This is a genomic window from Streptomyces sp. NPDC098101, assembly GCF_044760185.1.
GTDB lineage: Bacteria > Actinomycetota > Actinomycetes > Streptomycetales > Streptomycetaceae > Streptomyces.
In genome coordinates this window covers 432,789-453,490 of the sequence record NZ_JBIWAS010000005.1, presented here as the reverse complement: position 1 = coordinate 453,490, position 20,702 = coordinate 432,789, and the positions used below count along the sequence as shown (strand labels likewise).

Here is a 20,702-nt window from a genome sequence, read left to right as displayed (position 1 = left end):
GGGGGCGGGGGTGCGACGGCCCGCCGGAGTAAGGGAGTTACGCCCCGCCGCCCGCGAAGAGCGCCGTGTGCGTACGGCCGGAGCGCGGGTCCGTGTCGCACAGCACGATCCGCCGGTGGTCCCGCGCCCACTCCCGCCAGTGGTCGGCGAGGTCCAGCCAGACGCTGGTGCAGTAGCCGCCCGGGGCCACCCGGTGCACCGGACCGGTGTGCCCGGGGACGTCCCCGTCGACCCAGGGGCCGAGGACGAGGAGCGTGTCGTCCCCGGCGGGCTCCCGGTCGAGCGCGTCCGCCGGCGATCCGGCCGAGTGCGCCCGGACGAACCGGAGGCCGTCCCCGTTCCCGTCCCCGTCGTCCGCCCCGGTCCCGAGGACGAGCGCGGCGGCCGAGTCGGTCAGCGGGGTGTCCCGTACCAGCGGGAAGGGCGTCGGCAGGGTGGTCTGTTCGAGCACCGCGAGCACCACCTCCGTCGCCCGCCCCGCCTTCTCGTACGCCGAGGCGATCCGCAGCGCGGTGAAGGGCGCGGCCAGGCCCTGCTGGGCGATCGCGAAGTTGGCCGCCCGGCCGCCGAGGCGGTCGGTGAGGTAGGGCGCGACGGCGGTGAACGGCACCACGTCCGGGAGGGCGTGGGTGACGATCAGGAGGTCGGGCCTGCTGCCGCCGACGCCCTCGTCGGCGACGAGCAGGTCCGCCAGGTCCCGGTGCCGGACGTGCCGGCCGCCGTCGAACAGCTCCTCGTCCGGCTTCTCCCCGAAGGGGGCGAGCAGGTCGCGGAAGTAGCCGAGCGCGGCCGCCCGGTCGTCCGGCTCCCGGGCCTCGGGCGCGCGGACCGAGGCCCCGGCCCGGACGGCGAGTCCGCTCATGACGTCCCCTCCTCTGCGCGGAGGGCGGCCTCGACGTAGTCGGCGAAGGAGCCCACGGTCCGCAGGTGGTCGATGTCGAGGGCCTCCGGGTCGACCGAGATCCCGGTCGCCTCCTCGACGGTCATGAGGAGCCCCAGGACCGCGAGGGAGGTGAGCTGGAGCTCGTCGAAGAGCGCGGTCTCCTCCGTGAGGCCGGTGACCGGCCGCTCCAGGACCTCGCCGAGCGCCTTCTCGATGGTGAGGATCAGTTCCTGACGGCTCATCGGGGACCGCCCCCCGCCCGGTGGGTGATCACCATGGCGCCGAAGGTGGCGCCCAGGCCGACGGAGACGAGGAGGTAGGGGGCGCCGTCCACCAGGCGGCCCTCGTCGCGCAGGGTGGTGTAGTTGACGAAGACGTCCGAGGCGAAGGTGTGGCTGTAGCGGGGGACGTTGTCCAGGAAGACCTTCTCCGGCTCCACCCCCAGCTCCTTGATGGTCTGCCGCCAGGCCAGCTTGTTGACGTTGTGCGGGATGACCAGCTCGATGTCGTCGAGCGTCAGCCCGGCCTCCTCCACCGCCCGGTGGATGACCTCGGCGATCCGGCTGCCGTACTGCTCCCCGAACTCGGTGTTCTGCTCGGGGGTCAGCTCCAGCCACTGGGCGTACTCGCCCAGGGTCCGGGTGGCGAAGGACCGGACCACGTCCCCCTCGCCGTCCAGGGTGATCAGGCAGGAGGCGGCGGCGTCGGCCATGATCGAGGTGTTGGGGACGTGCTGGACGACCGGGGAGTACGCCTGCTCGCCGGTGACCATGAGGGCGTACGCGCCCTCGGCGCCCTCCGCGCGGAGGAGCTGGCCGAGCACTTCGATGGCGCCGAGGCTGCTGACGCAGGCCTGGTGGCTGAGGCCGAAGGCCTCGGTGTCGGCGAGCCCGAGGTCGTCGCCGACCAGCCGGGCCACGTCCACGTCGGCGGGGGCGACCGCCTGGGTGACGTGGGCGTAGGCCAGGTAGTCCACCCGGCCGCCCTCGGGGAGGGCGGCCAGGGCGCCGCGCGCGGCGGGCCGCAGCAGGTCGAGCAGCGGCAACTCGGGGTCGTACCGGAGCCGGTCCAGGCCGTAGAACTTGCGGAACACGCCGAGCTGCGCCCGGTGCAGTCCGAGCCGCTCGCCCAGCTCCTCGATCCGCACGCTGCGCTCGGGCAGGTGCGACTCGATCCGCTCCAGGGTGATCCGGCGGTCGGTGGTCGACTGGCTCATCAGGACTTCACGACCTCGGCGCGGATCAGCCACAGCCGGTTGGCGCCCCGGCGGTCCCTCGGCTGGACGTCGTACGGCCAGCGTCCCTCGCCGGCGCCGGGCTGGCCCGGCTCGCGCAGGTCGGTGGTCTTCCAGCCGTTCGCGGTCAGGAACTCCTCGGGCTCGTCGGAGCCGAAGATCCACGGCGTGCCGTCGGCGGCGAGGGTGTCCAGGAAGCGCTTGGAGAACGGGCTGCGCAGCAGGGCGCGGCCGAGGATGTCGAAGGCCAGGTGGCTGCCGGGGGCCGAGGCGGAGGCGAGCAGCCGGAGCAGTCCGGCGGCCTGCTCCTCGGTGAGGAAGAAGGTCAGCGCCTCGGCGACCCACAGGGTGGGCCGGTCGCGGTCGAAGCCGGCGGCCTCCAGGGCGGGCAGCCACTCCTGGGTGAGGTCGGCGGAGACCTCGCGCCGGTCGACGCGGGGCTCGGCCCCGAGGGCCTGGAGCCGGCGGCGCTTCTCGGCGATCAGGAGGGCGTGGTCGACCTCGTAGAGCTCGGTGCCGTCCGGCCAGTCGAGCCGGAACGCGCGGGTGTCCATGCCGGCCGCGATCAGCACGACCTGCTGGATCCCGCTCTCGGCGAGGACGTCCTTGATGGCGTCGTCCAGGAACCGGGTGCGGATGGAGATGAAGGGCAGCAGACCGCCGCCGGCGTAGCGCTCAATCAGCTCGAAGCCCCGGGGCGCGGCCAGTTCGCGGGCGAACGGGTCGACGAACAGCGCGTCCTCGCGCTCGGACTCCTCGGCGCGGGCCGCGGCCATCCACTGTGCGGTGTACGAGACAGCGTCCATGGTGAAGACCCCTCCTCGGGATCAGGCGAAGAACGCCTTCTCGATGGTGGCGAGGGTCTGGAAGTCCTCGATGTCGATGTTGTCGAAGTCGATCTCGACGCCCGCGGCGTCCTCGATGGTGTAGACGAGCTCGACGAAGGCGAGCGAGTCGACGAGGCGGCTCTCGATGAGGTCGACGTCGGAGGCGAGCTCGGTGCGCTCGGGGTGACGGCCGAGGATCCAGTCCCGGACCTTGTCGATACCTGCGGAACTCATGGCATTCCCTTCAGAGTCACTGATCCAGCGGGAGGGGCGGTCGTACGGGGTGGTGGCGGCCGCGACGGCGATCGCGAAGCCGGCGTCGTGGCTGATGCTCACGTCGATCGGGCCGACCCCGGCGGTACGGGCCAGCTCGGCCGCCCGGCCGGAGAGCCGGACCCCGGGCCGGCCGCCGGGGCCGCGCAGGACCTCGATGCCCTGCCAGGGGACGGGCTTCCCGACCGAGCCGAGCAGCTTGAAGACGGCCTCCTTGGCGGCGAGCCGCCCGGCGATCCCCGACGGGTCGGGCGCGCCGTCCGGCGTCCGGGAGACGGCCAGCTCCTCGACGGAGAGGAACCGCCGGAGGACGGGACCGGGGTCGGAGCCGGGACCGGAGTCGGGGTCGGAGCCGGGGTCGCGGTCGCGGTCGGAGCCTGATCCCGAAGCGGGGTCGGAGCCGGTTCCGGCTCCCAGGAGGTCGCGTACCCGGGAGAGCGGGACGAGGTCGACGCCGATCAGGGGCCGGGTCACGGCGCTTCGGCGGCGGCACCACCCACGGAGGCACCCACGGAGGCACCCACGGCGGCACCGGTCGTGGTGAGCCCCGCGGCGGCGGTCCGCACCGCGTCGAGCGCCGCGTCGAGGTCCTCCTCGAAGTGTTCGGTCAGGACGGCGAGCCAGCGCTCCAGGCCGAAGGCCACGCAGGAGGTGTAGGCGTGCTCGCCGGACTCCAGGCGGATCCCGCACCGCTCGCCGAAGAAGTTGCGGTGGGTGTTGACCGAGGCGATCGCCAGGTCGCCGTACTGGAACTCGTACTTGACCGGGCTGAGCTTCTGCATCAGCGCGCGGCCGCCGTCGTTCCGGAAGAACGGGTCGCCCGCCGCCTCCCGGCCCAGCTCGATCCCGAGCGCGGCGGCGAAGGCCTGGATGCGTCCGGTGAAGCGGGCGAGGACCCGCTGGGTGTGGTCGAAGCCGCCGAGCGCGACGACCTCGCGCATCTGGAAGCTGGCGAGGCGGCGCAGCCCGCCGTAGTGGTCCTCGTTGCGGAAGCAGCGGTTGACCAGGGTCACCAGGGTGTCGTCGGCGACCTCCCCGCCCTCGTGGAAGAGGTACGCGCCGTAGCAGGTGGCGTGCGGGAGGCCGTACCGCGCCTCGGTGACCGCGCCGGGCCCGAACTTCCCCTCCACCGGCTTGAACCGGTCGTCGGTCAGGTCGAGCGAGCCGGCCACCCAGGCGAGGTGGGGGAAGTTGGTGTAGACGTCGAACTTCTCCAGGTCGGTCACCGGGAAGAGCGGCGGGGCGCTGATCTCCTCGGCGCCGTCCGCGAGCCCCCAGCCGGTGAAGACCCCGTCGAGCTCCCTGACGAGCCGGGTGGCCCCGGGCCCGAGGATGGCGAGGGCGGGCACGCCGTCGCTCCCGGTCAGCCGGTTCATCGGACGATCCCCGTCTTCTCCAGGTACTTGGCGGTCTTGCGGAAGGTGCGCAGCTCGGCCTCGGCGCGGGCCGGGGACTCCAGGAGGGAGCGGCGCAGCTCGTGCGGGCGCTCCAGGCCGGCGTCGCGGTAGACCTGGGGGTGGTAGAGCGATTCGAAGCTGTGCCTCATGTAGCGGCGCAGATAGGTGGAGACCTCGTCCAGCTCCTGCTCGGTGGCGGTCTGCTTGAGGTCGAGGTAGAGCAGGTTGACCAGTTCGCGGCCGAAGGCGATGTGCCGGGACTCGTCCTGGTGGTGGATCCGGTTGATGCCCCGGATCGTCTCGTGCAGCCGCTCGTCCTCGGCCATCGCCGAGTTGAAGTGGTCGACCAGCTCCTCGAAGATCAGGATGCGGGCGAAGACCAGCAGGCTCTGGATCTTGTCCGAGGGGACGGCCGCCTCCGCCCCGCCGGCCGGCTGCCGGTAGATCTTCCCGCCGTAGCGGAGGCAGAATTCGGCGAAGAACCACATGTGCTCGTTCTCCTCACCGATGAAGTGGTGGAAGAACTCCGACGGCGTTTCGAAACCGGCGGTGTGGATCCGGTTGACCACCTCGATGAGGAGTTCCCGGATGCCGTGCACATTGAGGCTGTAGAAATTGATGCTCTCGTGCTTGGAAAGCGCGTGGAGCTGCTGCGGAGTGAGCTTCTCGGCCCATTCCGTGCCGTATGTGGTGGTGAGTTCGGGGCTCATCCACCACATGTCCTCGGGGAGCCGGTCCGGCCACTCGAACAGCCGGTACGGGTTGTAGTAGTCGTCGATCGACTTGGTGGCGAGCCGGTCCAGAATTCCCCGGAACCGATCGTTCCGGTCGATCACGTCGCTGACCATCGCGCGATGTCTCCGTTCGCTTCGAGGGCTCTTCGCCGATTCCAGACTGGGCCCCGGGGAGGGGGTCCATCAATGCCCGGAACCGGCTGCCGAATTCGGTCAGTGGGAGCCCGGCGGACGAAGCCCCGAAAACCGCCGTCAGGGGGCGGGAGAGGCACCGCCGGAGAGCGGGGAAGCGCCGTCAGGAGGCGGGGAAGCGCCGTCAGGGGGCGGGAAAGCGCCGTCCCCCCGTCGCGCGTCGAGTTCCGCGCGCAGGGCGGCGTTCTCCTCCTCCAGGCGCGCCATGCGCGCGCGGACCGGCGCCAGGGCGTCGGAGAGCTCGTCCTGGCTGAAGCGGGGGGTGATGTGGTTGGGGCAGTTCCAGGCGTAGCCCTCGACCCGGATCGTGACGAGCTGCTCGACCGTCCCCTCGGTACGGGTCGAGTCCAGGCGCTCGGCGAGCGCGGGGTCCTTCTCCACCGGTACGACGGTGGCCCGGCCGAACAGCTTGAGGCGGGTCCGGCGGGCGTGGTCGATGAAGAAGAGCGCGACCCGGTCGTCGCCCCGCACGTTGCCGGTGGTGATGTACTGCCGGTTGCCCCGGACGTCCAGGTAGCCGAGGGTGTACGGGTCCAGGACGTGGACGAACCCCGGCGGGCCGCCCCGGAACTGGATGTACGGCCAGCCGCTCTCGCTCACGCTGGAGAACAGGAAGCCGTCCAGGCCCCGGATGAAGTCGGCGGCGTCGCCGGTGAGCGGGTCGGGCCCGCCGTCCGGCTCCCGCAGGCGGCGGCCGGCCGCCGTGGCGCTGCCCATCTCCTCCTGGGCCCTGCGCACCGACGGGGTGTACGCGATGTGGTCGTAGCGGCTCACGCGGCGCTCCCCAGGGCCAGGTCGACCAGGCCGGCCCGGGCGGCGAGGACGCCGGCCTGGAAGCGGCTGCCGGCCGACAGCTCCTGCATGATCGCGGCCACGTGGCGGCGCAGGGTCCGTTCGGACATGCCCACCCGGCGCGCGATGGCCTCGTCCTTGGCGCCGGAGGCGAGCAGGTCGAGGAGGGTCGCCTTCAGGTCCCCCATCGTCCCGGCGTAACCGGCCGCCCCGGAGTCGAAGTCGAACGCGGACTCCCAGACGCGGGCGTGCTGTCCGGCCAGGAAGGCCGCGACCGCGCCGTCGTAGACGACGGCGATGGCGTCGCCCTCGCCGGCCGGGATGAAGGCCGTCTTCCGGTCGAAGACCAGGAAGCGGTCGCGGACCTCCTTGGTGGTGCGCACCCGGCCGCCCGCGGGCAGGACCTCGCCGAGGTGCGCGCGGGTGTCGGAGTCGCCGCGGGCGGTGTGGGGGTAGAGGATCCGGCCCTGCGCGCCGCGCCGCAGCACGTCGAGGACCAGGGGGCGGGCGAGGCGCAGCTCGGGGGTCTCGCGGGCGACGCAGGGCTGCATCACCAGGACCTCGGTGGTGCAGGCCTGCGCGGCTTCCAGGAGGCGGAGCTCGATCTCCTCCCGGTCGTCGGTGATCACCACGGCCTCGGCGCGGGCCCTGGACTGCTTCTCGAAGGCGGCGACGAAGGAGCTGAGCTGCCCCTTGAACCCGGCGAGGCGGCGGCGTCCGTCGAGGATCTCCCGCTCCAGGGGGACGAGGAGTTCCATCTGGGCGGCCTCCGGGCTGACCGCGACGAGCCGGCCCGTGCCGCCTCCGGCCGGCTTGACCAGGCGCAGTTCGCGCAGCACCGCGACCGCCTGCTCGGCCCGCCGGTGCGGGACGCCCAGCTCCTCGGCGATCCCGGCCGGGGCGAAGTCGGCGCGCCCGAGGACGCACTCGTAGAACGTGACCACGAACTCGTCCACCTGGGCCGCCCTCCGGCCTTCCTGACGGGGGGGCTGTGTCGCGGTTTCCATCGTCACCTCGTTCTGATCGCGCGGATGTGGTCGGCAGGGGGAACGGTGTGGGAACGGCTGTGCGGTGCGGCCACCGTATGGCTCCGGGCTGGGCGGGCTCCTACAGCCGGACCAGAGGACCGGCGGCTTCCGGAAGGGCGCTCCCGGCCGCGCGCACCGGTGTCGACCTGTGGTTCCGGCGGCCGTCGGCGGTATGCCCCTGGCAACCGGCAGAACTCTGGCAACTGCCGGAGTACTTGTCCTTCCTCCGGTTCAACTTCCCGTAACAAAGGAGTAGTTGACTGAAAAGAGACCTTGCGGACCGCTCAGCGGGGCAGACCGCGCCCGGGGGTGTCGGCGGCGGTTGCGGCCCCCGTCCCGTGGCCGCAACCGGTGAGTTCACGGGCCGGGGAGAGGGGGCCGCAGGCGGGGGGAGCGGCGCCGGTGCGGCGCAGGGCGAGGACCTGCCCCTCGGTCCAGTCGGCCTGCCGCGCGAGTTCGAGGGCGCTGGCGAACAGCTCCCGAGCCTGCGCCTCATTCCCCAGCGCCCGGTGGCATTCGGCGCGCCGCAGCTGGGCGGCGGCCTGGGCCCGCAGCTCGCCGTCGGCGACGGCGGCGAACAGGCTGGCGGTCGCGACCTTGAGGCAGTCGCCCGTGTACATCCCCGTCGCGAGGTAGGGGTGCAGGCTCTCGGCGAGGCGCCAGGCGACGGTGGTGAAGCCGGACCCGGACGCCTGGAGGACGGCTCCGGCCAGGTTCTCCCGCTCGTCGTCCAGCCACCGGGCGGCCTCGGAGCGGTCCGGGAAGACCGGTGGGGCCGGGGGCGCCGTCCCGGCGGCCGGGTCCGGGAAGGTCTGCGCCGGGTAGAGCAGCCGGGCCGCCGCGTCGGCACGGTGGAGGTACCAGTCGAAGAGCCGCTGCCGGGCGGCGTGCGCCTCCTCCCGGCCGGCCAGTTCGCGGGCGTAGGAGCGCAGCAGGTCGTGGAGTCCGAACCGGCCGGGGGCCCGTTCCCGTACCAGGTGGGCGTCGGTCAGAACGGCGAGGAGGCCGGCCGATCCGGCCGGGGTCGCGTCCGCGAGGGCGGCGGCCCCGGCCACGGTGAGGTCGGGCCCCGGCATCAGGCCGAGCAGCCGGAACATCCGCCGCCCCTCGGCCGGGAGCGCGCGGTACGAGAGGTCGAAGGCGGCCCGCACCGTCGAGCGCCGGTCGCCCTCGACGCGCAGCCGGCTGAGCATGTCGTCGCCGGGTAACGCGGCGCAGTGGTCGGCGATGCGGGTGTCGCGGGCGAGCAGGTTCGCCCCGGCGATCCGGATGGCGAGGGGCAGGCCGCCGCACACCCGCACGAGCCTGCGGGCCGCCTCCTCCTCGGCCGCGACCCGGCTCTCGCCGACGGTGGCGGCGAGCAGGCCGCGGCCCTCCTCGGGGTCGAGGACGTCCAGGACGAGCTGGCGGGCGCCGTCGCTGGCGACGAGGCCCGCGAGCCGGCTGCGGCTGGTGATCACCACGGCGCAGCCCCGGGCGCCGGGGATGAGCGGTCTGACCTGCTCGGCGTCGCGCACGTTGTCGAGGACGATCAGCATCTGGCGGTCGGCGAGCAGCGTGCGGTACAGGGCGGCGGCCTCGTCCTCGTCGGCGGGCAGCCGGCCGGGCGGGGCGCCCAGGGCCCGGAGGAACTGCGCCAGGACGTCGGCGGGGCGCAGGGTGGGGAGCGGGGAGTGGCCGCGCAGGTCGACGAAGAGCTGTCCGTCCGCGAAGCGTTCGCGCCGGGCGTGCGCCCAGTGCTTGGCGAGGGCGGTCTTGCCGACCCCGGGCGCGCCGACCACCGCCACCACGTGGGCGCGGTCCGCCGGGTCGGGCGAGACGAGGGCGTCCAGCTCCCGCATCTGCCGCCGCCGCCCGACGTAGGGGCCCGCCATGGCGGGCAGTTGGGCGGGGAACGGCCCGGTGGGCGCGGCGCGTTCGGGCGGCGCGGGGCGGTCGGGGCGGCGCGCGGGGGGAAGCTGTTGGCGCAGGACCCGCAGGTGGGCGTCGCGGACCTCGGCGCTGGGCGCGATGCCGAGTTCCTCGTCGAGGCGGTCGCGCAGCCGGTTGAAGACGTTGAGGGCGGCGGCCTGTTCGCCGGAGCTGGCGAGGGCGAGGATCAGCCGGGCGTGCAGGCCCTCGTGCAGGGGCTCGGCGTTCACCATGTCCCACAGCGCCGGGACGGCCTCCCCGGGCCGGTGCAGCAGCAGCGCCGTGTCGGCGTGCAGCAGCACCGCCTTGACCCGCCGCTCGTCGGCCACCACCGCGGCCGGGTGCCGGCGCAGGACCGGGTCGGCGTCGGCGAGCACCGGGCCCCGCCACCACCGCAGGGCCTGGGTCAGCGCCTCGTACGCGGCCGCCGGATCGGGCACCCGGAGCAGCCGCTCCGCCTGGTCGAGGAGTTCGTCGAAGTGGCCGAGGTCGATCTGGCTCCGGGCCGCTTCCAGGAGGTAGCCGGTGGGGGTGCGCACGACGGTGGGCGGCGGCCCGGTCCGCGGCCCGTCCTGCTCCAGGAGCCGCCGCACCTGGCTGACGTAGGTGTGCACGAGGCTCTGGTGGGAGCTGGGCGGCCCGGACGGCCAGAGGGTGTCGGTGATCTCCTGCTGGGTGGCGGGCTCGGGGTGCTTGAGCGCGAGGAGCCCGAGCAGGCGGCGCAGCATCGGGCTGGTGACGGGGACGGGGGTCCGGCCGCGCCGCAGGGAGAGCGGGCCGAGGATGAGGAGCCGCGGCCTGCCGGCGCCGCGCGGCGCCCCGGCGCGGCCGGCGGCCAGCAGTTCCCCCAGCTCGCCGCTGCTGAGCCCCAGCGCCCCGGCGAGCCGCTGGAGGGTCCGCGCCTGGGGCCGCAGCACCCGCCCGCGCTCGATGTCGCGCAACGCCCTGGTACTGATCCCGGCCCGCGCGGCGGCCGTCTCCTGACTCATCCCGGCCCGCCTGCGGAACGCCCGGAGCCGCGGACCGAACGCCCCCGCCTCACCCTCCGGCCCGCCCCCGAAGTCCCCCGTGGCCGGCGCCCGCTCCGACATGGCATCCCCCTCATCCGATGACCGCGTCCTGTCGATCATGACCGGCGGCGGCCTGGCGGGCCGTGCACGGCCGACTCTGCAGAGGCTTCGTCAATGATCAGTTTGGACTAGACCAATGCACCGGGCAAGGGTACGTCCGCCATACACCCGCGCGGGGCCCACGCGCCCCTCCTCCACGACGTCCCGGGGGCGAGACCCAAGCCACCCGGAAAACAGACCCCGTTCCGGGCAACGAAAAAGCCGGGTCAGAATCCATCTGACCCGGCTTTCGACTGAGCCGCCTTCGGGATTCGAACCCGAGACCTACGCATTACGAGTGCGTTGCTCTGGCCAACTGAGCTAAGGCGGCAAGCCGTGCGGTCCCATGGTGGGCGCAGCGGCGTCGCCAAGTCTACACAGTTTCCGGGGGTGGTCCGACCACGCCCGGAGAGGGCCTACGAGCAGCGCTTTCCGGTCGGCGGAGGGGTGCCTTCGAGGAGGTAGGTGTTGATCGCCGTGTCGACGCAGTCGCTGCCCCGGCCGTACGCGGTGTGGCCGTCGCCCTCGTAGGTCAGGAGGGTGCCGGAGGAGAGCTGGGCGGCGAGGGACTCGGCCCACTTGTACGGGGTGGCCGGGTCGCGGGTGGTGCCGACGACCAGGATCGGGGCGGCGCCCTCGGCGGTGATGCGGTGGGGGCGGCCGGTGGCCGGGGACGGCCAGTAGGTGCAGTTGAGGGCCGCCCAGGCGAGTCCCGCGCCGAAGACCGGGGAGGCCTTCTCGAAGGACGGGACGGCCTTCGCCGCGTCGGCCGGGTCCCGGTAGGCGGCCGGCAGGTCGAGGCAGTTCACGGCGGCGTTGGCGGCCATCAGGTTGGCGTACTCGCCGTCCGGCTCGCGCTCGTAGTAGCTGTCCGCGAGGGCCAGGAGGCCCGCCCCCCGGCCGCCCTTCGCCTGGGTGAGGGCCTCGCGGAGCTGGGGCCAGGCGCCCTCGTCGTACATCGCCGCGATCACGCCCGTGGTGGCGAGGGACTCGCCGAGCTGCCGGCTCTCCCCCGTGGGCAGCGGCTTCGCGTCCACGTCCCGGAAGAACTTCTTCAGCGCCTCGCCGGCCGCCGGGACCGACCCGGTGCCCAGCGGGCAGTCCGCCTTGGCGACGCAGTCGGCGGCGAAGGCGCGGAAGGCGGTCTCGAAGCCGGCGGTCTGGTCGCGGTTGAGGTCGATCGCGGGGAGCGAGGGGTCCATCGCCCCGTCGAGGACCAGCCGCCCGACCCGGTCGGGGAACAGCTCGGCGTAGGTGGCGCCGAGGAACGTGCCGTACGACGCCCCCACGTAGTTCAGCCGCTCGTCGCCGAGGACCGCCCGCAGCACGTCCATGTCCCGGGCCGTCTCGACGGTGGAGACGTGCGGCAGGACCTTCCCCGAGCGCTTCGCGCAGCCCGCCGCGAAGTCCTTGAAGGCGGCGCCCAGCGCCTCGGTCTCGGCGGCGTCGTCGGGGGTCTGGTCGACCTGGGTGTACGCGTCCATCTGCGGGCCCGTCAGGCACTCGACCGGCTCGCTGCGGGCGACCCCGCGCGGGTCGACGGCCACCATGTCGTAGCGGGCGCGGACGGGAGCCGGGTAGCCGACGCCCGCGTACCCCTGGAGGTAGCCGACGGCGGAGCCGCCGGGCCCGCCCGGGTTGACCAGGAGCGAACCGAGCCGCTTCCCCGGGCCCGTGGCCCGTACCCGGGAGACCGCGAGCTCGATCTCCTCTCCATCCGGCTTCGCGTAGTCGAGCGGCGCCTTCAGGGTCGCGCACTGGAAGCCGCTCGTTCCGCAGTCCCGCCACGTCACCTTCTGGGCGTAGAACTTCTTCAGCGCCTCGGGCGCGGCGGAGGGCGCCTGCTGCCCCTGGGTCGTCGTGCGGGGCGCGGCGGCGCCGCTGCTCCCGCCCGAGCAGCCGGAGAGGATGAGCCCGGCCGAGGCGAGGGCCGCGGCGGACGTACGGAGCAAGCGCCTGGAGTCCATCCCCGGAGCGTATCCGGCCCGGTACGGACCGTGTCCAATCGTGACGAGTCGCCTACGGAACGCCGCGCGGGATCCGGACCCACTGGATGGACGTGCCCGATCCGGACGCCCCGCCCTACCGCAGCGCCATCGTCATCGCCTCCACCGCGAGCAGCGGTGCCACGTTCCGGTCGAGGGCCTCGCGGCAGGCGAGGACGGCCTCGATGCGGCGGAGGGTCAGCTCCGGGGTGGAGGCGCGGGCGACGGCCTCCAGCGCGTCCCGTACGTCCTCGTTCGTCAGGGGGGTGCGGGAGCGGAGCTGGAGGGCGAGGACGTCCCGGTAGAAGCCGGTGAGGTCGGTGAGGGCGAGGCCCAGGCTGTCGAGCTGGGTCCGGCGCCCGCGCCGCTTCTGCTTGTCCTCCAGCTCCTTCATCAGCCCGGCCGTGCCGCGCGGCATCCGTCCGCCCTGTGCGGCCCCGAGCGCCGCCTTCAGCTCCTCGGTCTCCTTGGTGTCGACCTCCTCCGCGACCTGCTTCGCGTCCTCCGCGGCCGCGTCGACCAGCTCCTGGGCGGCCTTGAAGCAGCCGCCGATGTCCGCGACCCGCACCGGCAGCTTGAGGACGACGGCGCGGCGCGCGCGGGCCCGCTCGTCCGTGGCGAGCCGGCGGGCCCGGCCGACGTGCCCCTGGCCCGCGCGGGCGGCGGCCAGGGCGGCCCCGGGCTCGATGCCGTCGCGCCGCACCAGTACGTCGGCCACGGCCTCCACCGAGGGGGTCCGCAGGTTCAGGTGGCGGCAGCGGGAGCGGATCGTGGGCAGCACGTCGTCCAGGGAGGGGGCGCAGAGCAGCCAGACGGTGCGGGGGGCGGGCTCCTCCACGGCCTTCAGGACCGCGTTGCCCGACCGCTCGTTGAGCCGCTCGGCGTCGGTGACCAGGATGACCTGCCAGCGGCCGTTGGCCGGCGCGGTGAAGGACTTGCGGACGGTGTCGCGCATGTCGCCGACGAGGATCTGCGTACCGACGGCGGAGACCGTCGTGAGGTCGGCGTGGGTGCCGATCATCGTCGTGTGGCAGCCGGTGCAGAAGCCGCAGCCCGGCGTCCCGCCGAGGGCCCGGTCGGGGCTGACGCACTGGAGGGCCGCCGCGAAGGCCCGCGCGGCGTCGACCCGCCCGGCGCCCGGCGGGCCGGTGAAGAGCCAGGCGTGGGTCATCTTCGAGGCCTCGGGAACGGGTCCGCCGGTCTCGTGGGCGGTCACGAACGCGTCGGCGTCGCGCGCGGCGGCAGCGAGCTGCTCCTCGACTCGGGTCTGTCCGACCAGGTCGTCCCATACGGCCATGTCTGCCCCTCCTCAGGTACGCCCTCCATTGTGGGGCAGCCCTCGGACAGTCCCCGTCCACCGGAAAGGCGGGGAACGGCCGCACGGCCGGAGCCCGAAGGCGTCCGGCCGTGCGGAAGGGCGCGGGAGGGCGCGGGAGGCGTCAGCGGCGGCGCCGGGGCTCCTCGTCCTCGTGCGGGCCGAACAGCTCGTCCGCCAGCGTCGGCAGGTCGTCGAGCGGGGTCTCCTCGGCCCAGTCGGAGCGGCGGCGCGGCCGTCCGTTCTCGTCGAGCTGGGGCAGCTCCCTGGTCCGGTCGTTCGCCCCGTGCGGCTCCTCCGCACGCGCGCCGCCGGAACCGGCCGCCCGCTCGTCGCGGAAGAAGTCCTTCGGCAGCCGGTCGGCGCCGGGCCCGGACGCCCGGGGCTTCCGGGGATCCCGTACGGGGGGCAGCACGGCGGTCTCGTCGGCGCCGCGCTCCTCGCGGATCCGGGGCAGGACCGCCGTCTCGTCGATGCCCCGCTCCTCGCGGACCTGCGGCAGGACGGCGGTCTCCGGCTCCGGCCGGGCCTCCGCCTCCGGACGCACGATCGGCGTGGCCACGGTGACCTCTTCGGGCGAGACGGTCGGGGCGGTCGAGTCGGCCGCATCGGTCGAGCCGGTCGGGGCGTCCTGCTCCGGGGAGCGCCCGGCACCCGGCTTCACCACGGGAGTCGGCACGGTGACGTCGTCCGGCTTCACGATCGGCGTGGCCACCGTGACCTCGTTCGCCGACACCTCGGCGGCGCGGGCGGCCCGCTCGGCGGCGGCACGCGCGGCGGCCTCGGCCTTCTTCCGCTCCGCCCGGCGCGCTGCCTCGGCGGCCTTCGCGCGGGCCTCCCGCTCGGCGGCGGCCGCGGCCTCGGCCGCCGCCTGCTCCGCCGCGGCCTTCTCCCGGGCCTCCTGCTCGCGGGCGGCCCGCTCCCGGGCCTCCTTCGCCTCGGCGGCCCGCTGGGCGGCCGCCTGCTCCGCCGCCGCGCGTTCGGCGGCGGCGCGCTCGGCCGCGGCCTTCGCGGCGGCCTCGGCCGCGAGCCTCTCCGCGGCAGCCTTCGCCGCGGCCTCCTCCGCCGCCTTCGCGGCGGCGGCGGCCTCGGCGGCCCGGCGCGCCTCCTCGGCGCGGAGCAGGGCCTCTTCGGCCTTGCGCTGCTTCTCCAGGCGGCGCGCCTCGGCCTCGGCCCGCAGCCGGGCCTCCTCCTCGGCCTCCCTGCGGAGCCGCTCCTCCTCTTCCTTGCGGGCCTTCTCCTCGGCCGCGAGGCGCTTGCGCTCCTCCTCGGCGGCGCGCTCGGCGGCGATCCGCTCCTCCTCGGCCTTCCGCCGGGCCTCCTCGGCCTGCCGCTCGGCCTCCAGGCGGCGCGCCTCTTCCTCCTCGCGCCGCTTGCGCTCCTCCTCCTCGGCGCGCAGCTTGGCGAGCTGTGCCTGGCGCTCGCGCTCCAGGCGCTCCTCCTCGGCCTTGCGCGCGGCCTCCTCCTCGGCCCTGCGCCGCGCCTCCTCCTCGGCCTTGCGGCGGGCCTCCTCGGCGGCCTTCACCTCGGCCTCGGAGAGCGGCAGCATCCGGTCGAGCCGGTGGCGGACGACGGTGGTGACGGCCTCGGGCTCCTGGCCGGCGTCGACGACGAGGTAGCGGCTGGGGTCGGCGGCCGCGAGGGCCAGGAAACCGGCCCGTACGCGCGCGTGGAACTCCGGCGGCTCGGACTCCAGCCGGTCGGGCGCCTCGGTGAACCGTTCCCGCGCGGTCTCCGGGGAGACGTCGAGGACGACGGTCAGGTGCGGGACCAGGCCGTCGGTCGCCCAGCGGGAGATGCGGGCGATCTCGGTCGGGGACAGGTCGCGGCCCGCGCCCTGGTAGGCGACGGACGAGTCGATGTACCGGTCGGAGAGGACGATCGCGCCCCGCTCCAGGGCCGGCCGGACCAGGGAGTCGACGTGCTCGGCGCGGTCGGCCGCGTACAGCAGGGCCTCGGCCCGGTTCGAGAGCCCCGCCGACGACACGTCGAGGAGGATCGAGCGGAGCCGCTTGCCGATCGGGGTGGCGCCGGGCTCGCGGGTGACGACGACCTCGTGGCCCTTGGCGCGGATCCAGTCGGCGAGCGCCTGCACCTGGGTGGACTTCCCGGCGCCGTCGCCGCCCTCCAGGGCGATGAAGAAGCCGGTCGGGGACGGCGCCTGGGCCGGGTCGGAGCCGCGCAGCGCGTCGCGCAGGTCGCGCCGGAGCGGGACGCCCGCCCGGTCGTCGGTCTTCGCGAGGACGAGCGCGGCGACCGGGAGCAGCAGGGCGCCGGTGAGGGCGAGCGTGAAGGCGGCGCCGCCGTGCTCCAGGACGGAGCTGCCGGAGGCGAGCCGGTGCGGCCCGATCGCGGCGGCGAGCAGCGGGGCGGCGAGCGCGCCGATGCCCATCGCGAAGCGGGCGGCGGCCTGGAGGTGCTCGGTGGTCCGGGCCCGGCGGGGCTCCTCGGTCTCCTGGTCGACGAGGACGTGGCCGGTGTTCGCGGCGACCCCGGCCGCGTACCCGGCGAGGACGGCGAGGAACAGGACGGTCGCCGTGTCCGGGACCAGGCCCGCGGCGATCAGGGCGACCCCGGTGACGGTGATCGCGAGGGCGAGCAGCCGGCGCCGGGACAGGACGGGCAGCACGGAGCCCGCGGTGCGGATGCCGGCGGCGGTGGCGCCGCTGAGGGCCAGGATCAGGAGGGCGTACGTGACGGGGCCGCCGCCCAGGTCGGCCGCGTGGAGCACGGCGACGGACGCGGCCGCGGCGATCGCCCCGGCGACGGTGGCGCAGGCGAGGACGAGGAGGGACAGGATGCCGGTGCGGCCGTCCTTGCCGCCCTTCTCCGGGGCGCCCCCCTTCTCCGCGGCGCCGTCCTTGCCCGCGGCACCGTCCTTGCCCGCGTCGGTCGTCTTCGCCCCGGTCGTCTTCGCGTCGGTCTTCTTCGCGGACGGCCGGCGCAGGCCCTCCAGGGGCGAGCGGGGCCGGGGCGTCTCCCCGCCGGGCAGCGCCATCGCGTACAGGACGGTGACGGAGGCGGCGAAGAGCCCGGCGGCGACGTACGAGCCGAGGGCGGCCTGGTGCAGCGAGAACCAGTCGAGTCCGACGCCGAGCAGTTCGCCGACCAGGGTGGCGGCGAGCAGGACGACGGCTGCGGCCGGGACGGCGAGGAAGCCGGTGCGCTGGGACAGCCGGCGCAGCGCGCCGAGGTGGTCGGGCAGCGGCCGTACGGCGGAACCCTCCAGGGGCGGGGCGGGCAGCAGCGCGGGCGCGGCGCCCTCGCGGCTGATCGTCCAGAGCCGTTCGGCCGCTCCGGTGACGAAGACGGTGCCGAGCAGGTACCAGAGGGCGCTGCCGGGGGTCCAGTCGACCCACAGCGGCGCGACGACGAGGAGCGCGATCCGCACGCCGTCGGAGCCGATCATGGTCCAGCGCCGGTCGAGCTTCCCGCCGGGCCCGGTGAGCGAGATCAGCGGTCCGAGGAGGACGGCCCCGAAGAGGACCGAGGCAAGCAGGCGCGCGCCGACGACGGCGGCCACGGCGAACGCGGCCCCCCGGTAGCCGCCCCCGAGCGCCCCCTCCGTCACCGCCGCCTGGAAACCGAGGAGGACGAGGACGAGGAGGGCGAGGGCGTCGCCGGTACTGCCGAGCAGATGGGCGCTCCACAGCCGGCGCAGCGGCTGGTGGCGCAAGAGGGCGCGTACGGCGCGCTCCCGGGAATCCGCGACGAGTGCGGCGTCGGAATCGCCGAGACGGTCTGGCTGCTCTGCTCGCGTCATCCGTCCACCCTATCCGGACGCCCTTCCTCCCCGTGGCCTCCGCCCGAACATCCGGACGAGGCTGTGACAGGAGGCGGACGGGAGGACCGGAGGAGGGAAGGCGAAGGGGCGGAGACCGGTGGTCTCCGCCCCTCGGCAGTCGTCGCGGTGTCGTCGCGACGCGGAACGACTACTCCGTCTTCTTCGCCGCCGACGCCGTCTTCTTCGCGGCCGCGGTCTTCGTCGCCGTCGTCGTCTTCTTCGCGGTCGTCTTCTTCGCCGCCGTCTTCTTGGCGGTGGAGGCGGTGGCCTTCTTCGCGGCGGTCTTCTTCGCCGGGGCCTTCTTGGCGGTCTTCTTCGCCGGTCCCTTGGCCCGCTTCTCGGCGAGCAGTTCGTAGCCGCGCTCGGGCGTGATCGTCTCCACGCTGTCGCCGGTCCGCAGCGTCGCGTTCGTCTCGCCGTCCGTCACGTACGGGCCGAAGCGGCCGTCCTTGACGACCACGGGCTTCTCGCTGACCGGGTCGGTGCCCAGCTCCTTCAGCGGCGGCTTGGCCGCGGCCCGGCCCCGCTGCTTCGGCTGGGCGTAGATCGCGAGGGCCTCGTCGAGCGTGATCGTGAAGAGCTGCTGCTCGTCGGTGAGCGACCGCGAGTCCGTGCCCTTCTTCAGGTACGGGCCGTAGCGGCCGTTCTGCGCGGTGATCTCGACGCCCTCGGCGTCCGTACCGACGACCCGGGGCAGGGACATCAGCTTGAGCGCGTCGTCCAGGGTCACCGTGTCGAGGGACATGGTCTTGAAGAGGGAGGCGGTGCGCGGCTTGACCGCGTTCTTGCCGGTCTTCGGGGTGCCCTCGGGCAGGATCTCGGTGACGTACGGGCCGTAGCGGCCGTCCTTCGCGACGATCTGGTGGCCGCTGACGGGGTCGGTGCCCAGCTCGAAGTCGCCGCTCGGCTTGGCGAGCAGCTCCTCGGCGAGCTCGACGGTCAGCTCGTCGGGCGCGAGGTCCTCGGGGACGTCGGCGCGCTGGTGGCCCTCGGCGTCCTTCTCGCCGCGCTCGACGTACGGGCCGTAGCGGCCGACGCGGAGCACGACGCCGTTGCCGACGGGGAAGGAGGAGATCTCCCGCGCGTCGATGGCGCCGAGGTCGGTGACCAGCTCCTTGAGGCCGCCGAGGTGGTCGCCGTCGCCGTTCCCGGCGTCGGCGGCGCCGCCCGCCCCGGGGGTCGCGCCCTCGCCGAAGTAGAAGCGCTTCAGCCACGGCACGGACTGGGCCTCGCCGCGCGCGATGCGGTCGAGGTCGTCCTCCATGCGGGCGGTGAAGTCGTAGTCGACGAGCCGCCCGAAGTGCTTCTCCAGGAGGTTGACGACGGCGAAGCTCAGGAAGGACGGCACGAGCGCCGTGCCCTTCTTGAAGACGTAGCCGCGGTCGAGGATGGTGCCGATGATCGAGGCGTACGTCGACGGGCGGCCGATCTCGCGCTCTTCCAGCTCCTTGACCAGCGAGGCCTCGGTGTAGCGGGCCGGCGGCTTGGTCGCGTGGCCGTCCGCCGTGATCTCCTCGGCGGACAGCGCGTCGCCCTCGGCGACCTGCGGCAGGCGCCGCTCGCGGTCGTCGAGCTCGGCGTTCGGGTCGTCGGCCCCCTCCACGTACGCCTTCATGAAGCCGTGGAAGGTGATCGTCTTGCCGGACGCGCTGAACTCGGCGTCGCGGCCGTCGGAGGCCCGGCCGCCGATCTTGACGGTGACCGAGTTGCCGGTCGCGTCCTTCATCTGGGAGGCGACGGTCCGCTTCCAGATCAGCTCGTACAGCTTGAACTGGTCGCCGGTCAGACCGGTCTCCGCCGGGGTGCGGAAACGATCGCCCGAAGGCCGGATCGCCTCGTGCGCCTCCTGCGCGTTCTTGACCTTGCCCGCGTAGACGCGGGGCTTCTCCGGCAAGTAGTCGGCGCCGTACAGGTGCGTGACCTGCGCCCGGGCCGCCGAGACGGCGGTGTCGGACAGGATCGTGGAGTCCGTACGCATGTAGGTGATGAAGCCGTTCTCGTACAGCTTCTGCGCCACCTGCATGGTCGCCTTCGCACCGAAGCCCAGCTTGCGGCTCGCCTCCTGCTGGAGGGTGGTGGTCCGGAAGGGGGCGTACGGGGAGCGGCGGTACGGCTTCGACTCGACCGAGCGCACGGAGAACGCGGTGTCGGCGAGCGCGGCGGCGAGCGTCCGCGCGTTCTGCTCGTCCAGGTGGAGGACGTTCGCGGTCTTCAGCTGCCCGTCGGAGCCGAAGTCGCGGCCCTGCGCGACGCGCCGGCCGTCGACCGTCGCGAGCCGCGCGACCAGCGAGGACGGGTCGGAGGCGTCACCCTTGCGGCCGGTGGAGAAGGTGCCGGTGAGGTCCCAGTACTCGGCGGAGCGGAAGGCGATGCGCTCGCGCTCGCGCTCGACGACGAGCCGGGTGGCGACGGACTGGACGCGGCCCGCCGACAGCTTCGGCATGACCTTCTTCCACAGGACCGGCGAGACCTCGTAGCCGTAGAGGCGGTCGAGGATGCGGCGGGTCTCCTGGGCGTCGACCATGCGCTGGTTGAGCTCGCGCGGGTTGGCGACGGCCTCGCGGATCGCGTCCTTGGTGATCTCGTGGAAGACCATCCGGTGGACCGGGACCTTGGGCTTCAGGACTTCCTGAAGGTGCCACGCGATGGCCTCGCCCTCGCGGTCCTCATCGGTGGCGAGGTAGAGCTCGTCGGACTCGGCGAGCAGCTCCTTGAGCTTCCTGACCTGCGCCTTCTTGTCGGCGTTGACGACGTAGACGGGCTGGAAGTCGTGCTCGACGTCGACCCCGAGGCGGCGCACCTCGCCGGTGTACTTCTCGGGCACCTCGGCGGCGCCGCTGGGGAGGTCGCGGATGTGCCCGACGCTCGCCTCGACGACGTAGCCGGGGCCGAGGTAGCCCTTGATCGTCTTCGCCTTGGCAGGCGACTCGACGATGACGAGTCGGCGGCCGCCGTGTGCGGTCTCGCTGGTCGGGGACAACTTCGCTCTTCTCTCCGGTTCGGCACTCTCTGGGCACGTACGGCGCGCTTACCGGGCACGTACGGCGCCGGCACGCACGGCAGCGGCACGGACGGTGACGCTCCCGTCGCTGCGGAGTGTGACGGTACAACCCGCCCCCGTGTCAAACGGCGAAAGCCCGCAACGGCCACTCGAACGGTAACCCGAGTCCTGGCATTCCTGCCGCCCGGACTCCCGGACCGGCGGGGCGGGGCGTGCGCGCCGGGCTCGGCGGCGGCA

The 20,702-nt window shown here is 74.0% G+C and carries 14 protein-coding genes and 1 tRNA gene; all 15 read right to left on the bottom strand.

Annotation, left to right across the window (positions count from 1 at the left end; genetic code table 11):
- Positions 1-37: 37 nt before the first annotated feature.
- Complete coding sequence (locus tag ACIQVI_RS24965) at positions 38-862, bottom strand: hypothetical protein (RefSeq protein WP_403599589.1); 825 nt, start codon at positions 860-862, stop codon at positions 38-40.
- Entirely contained in the window at positions 859-1,125 is a 267-nt protein-coding gene (locus ACIQVI_RS24960; protein WP_403599586.1) for an acyl carrier protein, read from the bottom strand. The genes ACIQVI_RS24965 and ACIQVI_RS24960 overlap by 4 nt, the downstream gene beginning before the upstream one ends.
- Complete coding sequence (locus ACIQVI_RS24955) at positions 1,122-2,099, bottom strand: 3-oxoacyl-[acyl-carrier-protein] synthase III C-terminal domain-containing protein (protein ID WP_403599583.1); 978 nt, start codon at positions 2,097-2,099, stop codon at positions 1,122-1,124. Before ACIQVI_RS24955 ends, ACIQVI_RS24960 begins: the two co-directional genes overlap by 4 nt.
- Entirely contained in the window at positions 2,099-2,923 is an 825-nt protein-coding gene (locus ACIQVI_RS24950) for an SAM-dependent methyltransferase (protein WP_121830530.1), read from the bottom strand. Before ACIQVI_RS24950 ends, ACIQVI_RS24955 begins: the two co-directional genes overlap by 1 nt.
- A 21-nt stretch (positions 2,924-2,944) precedes the next feature.
- On the bottom strand, positions 2,945-3,691 hold the full coding sequence (locus ACIQVI_RS24945; RefSeq protein WP_403599579.1) for a 4'-phosphopantetheinyl transferase superfamily protein: 747 nt from the start codon (positions 3,689-3,691) through the stop codon (positions 2,945-2,947).
- The gene (locus tag ACIQVI_RS24940) at positions 3,688-4,593 is read right to left on the bottom strand and encodes a hypothetical protein (protein WP_403599576.1); all 906 of its coding nucleotides are present in this window, start codon (positions 4,591-4,593) and stop codon (positions 3,688-3,690) included. The genes ACIQVI_RS24945 and ACIQVI_RS24940 overlap by 4 nt, the downstream gene beginning before the upstream one ends.
- Entirely contained in the window at positions 4,590-5,462 is an 873-nt protein-coding gene (locus tag ACIQVI_RS24935) for a diiron oxygenase (RefSeq protein ID WP_351972402.1), read from the bottom strand. The genes ACIQVI_RS24940 and ACIQVI_RS24935 overlap by 4 nt, the downstream gene beginning before the upstream one ends.
- A 138-nt stretch (positions 5,463-5,600) precedes the next feature.
- On the bottom strand, positions 5,601-6,314 hold the full coding sequence (locus ACIQVI_RS24930) for a pyridoxamine 5'-phosphate oxidase family protein (RefSeq protein WP_403599573.1): 714 nt from the start codon (positions 6,312-6,314) through the stop codon (positions 5,601-5,603).
- A complete protein-coding gene (locus tag ACIQVI_RS24925) occupies positions 6,311-7,288 on the bottom strand; it encodes a LuxR C-terminal-related transcriptional regulator (protein ID WP_403599570.1) in 978 nt (325 codons plus the stop codon). The genes ACIQVI_RS24930 and ACIQVI_RS24925 overlap by 4 nt, the downstream gene beginning before the upstream one ends.
- A 356-nt stretch (positions 7,289-7,644) precedes the next feature.
- The gene (locus tag ACIQVI_RS24920; RefSeq protein ID WP_403599567.1) at positions 7,645-10,260 is read right to left on the bottom strand and encodes a BTAD domain-containing putative transcriptional regulator; all 2,616 of its coding nucleotides are present in this window, start codon (positions 10,258-10,260) and stop codon (positions 7,645-7,647) included.
- A gap of 377 nt (positions 10,261-10,637) precedes the next feature.
- Positions 10,638-10,711 (bottom strand) — tRNA-Thr (locus ACIQVI_RS24915).
- Positions 10,712-10,796: 85 nt separating this feature from the next.
- Positions 10,797-12,347 (bottom strand): alpha/beta hydrolase, encoded by a 1,551-nt coding sequence (locus ACIQVI_RS24910; RefSeq protein WP_403599564.1) that lies wholly within the window; start codon positions 12,345-12,347, stop codon positions 10,797-10,799.
- A gap of 115 nt (positions 12,348-12,462) precedes the next feature.
- The gene (locus tag ACIQVI_RS24905; RefSeq protein ID WP_351972407.1) at positions 12,463-13,662 is read right to left on the bottom strand and encodes a DNA polymerase III subunit delta'; all 1,200 of its coding nucleotides are present in this window, start codon (positions 13,660-13,662) and stop codon (positions 12,463-12,465) included.
- 142 nt (positions 13,663-13,804) lie between these two features.
- Complete coding sequence (tmk, locus tag ACIQVI_RS24900; protein WP_403599559.1) at positions 13,805-17,443, bottom strand: dTMP kinase; 3,639 nt, start codon at positions 17,441-17,443, stop codon at positions 13,805-13,807.
- 169 nt (positions 17,444-17,612) lie between these two features.
- Positions 17,613-20,444 carry a type I DNA topoisomerase gene (gene topA, locus ACIQVI_RS24895; RefSeq protein ID WP_351972864.1) on the bottom strand — a complete coding sequence of 944 codons (2,832 nt, stop codon included), beginning with the start codon at positions 20,442-20,444 and terminating at the stop codon, positions 17,613-17,615.
- Positions 20,445-20,702 lie beyond the last annotated feature (258 nt).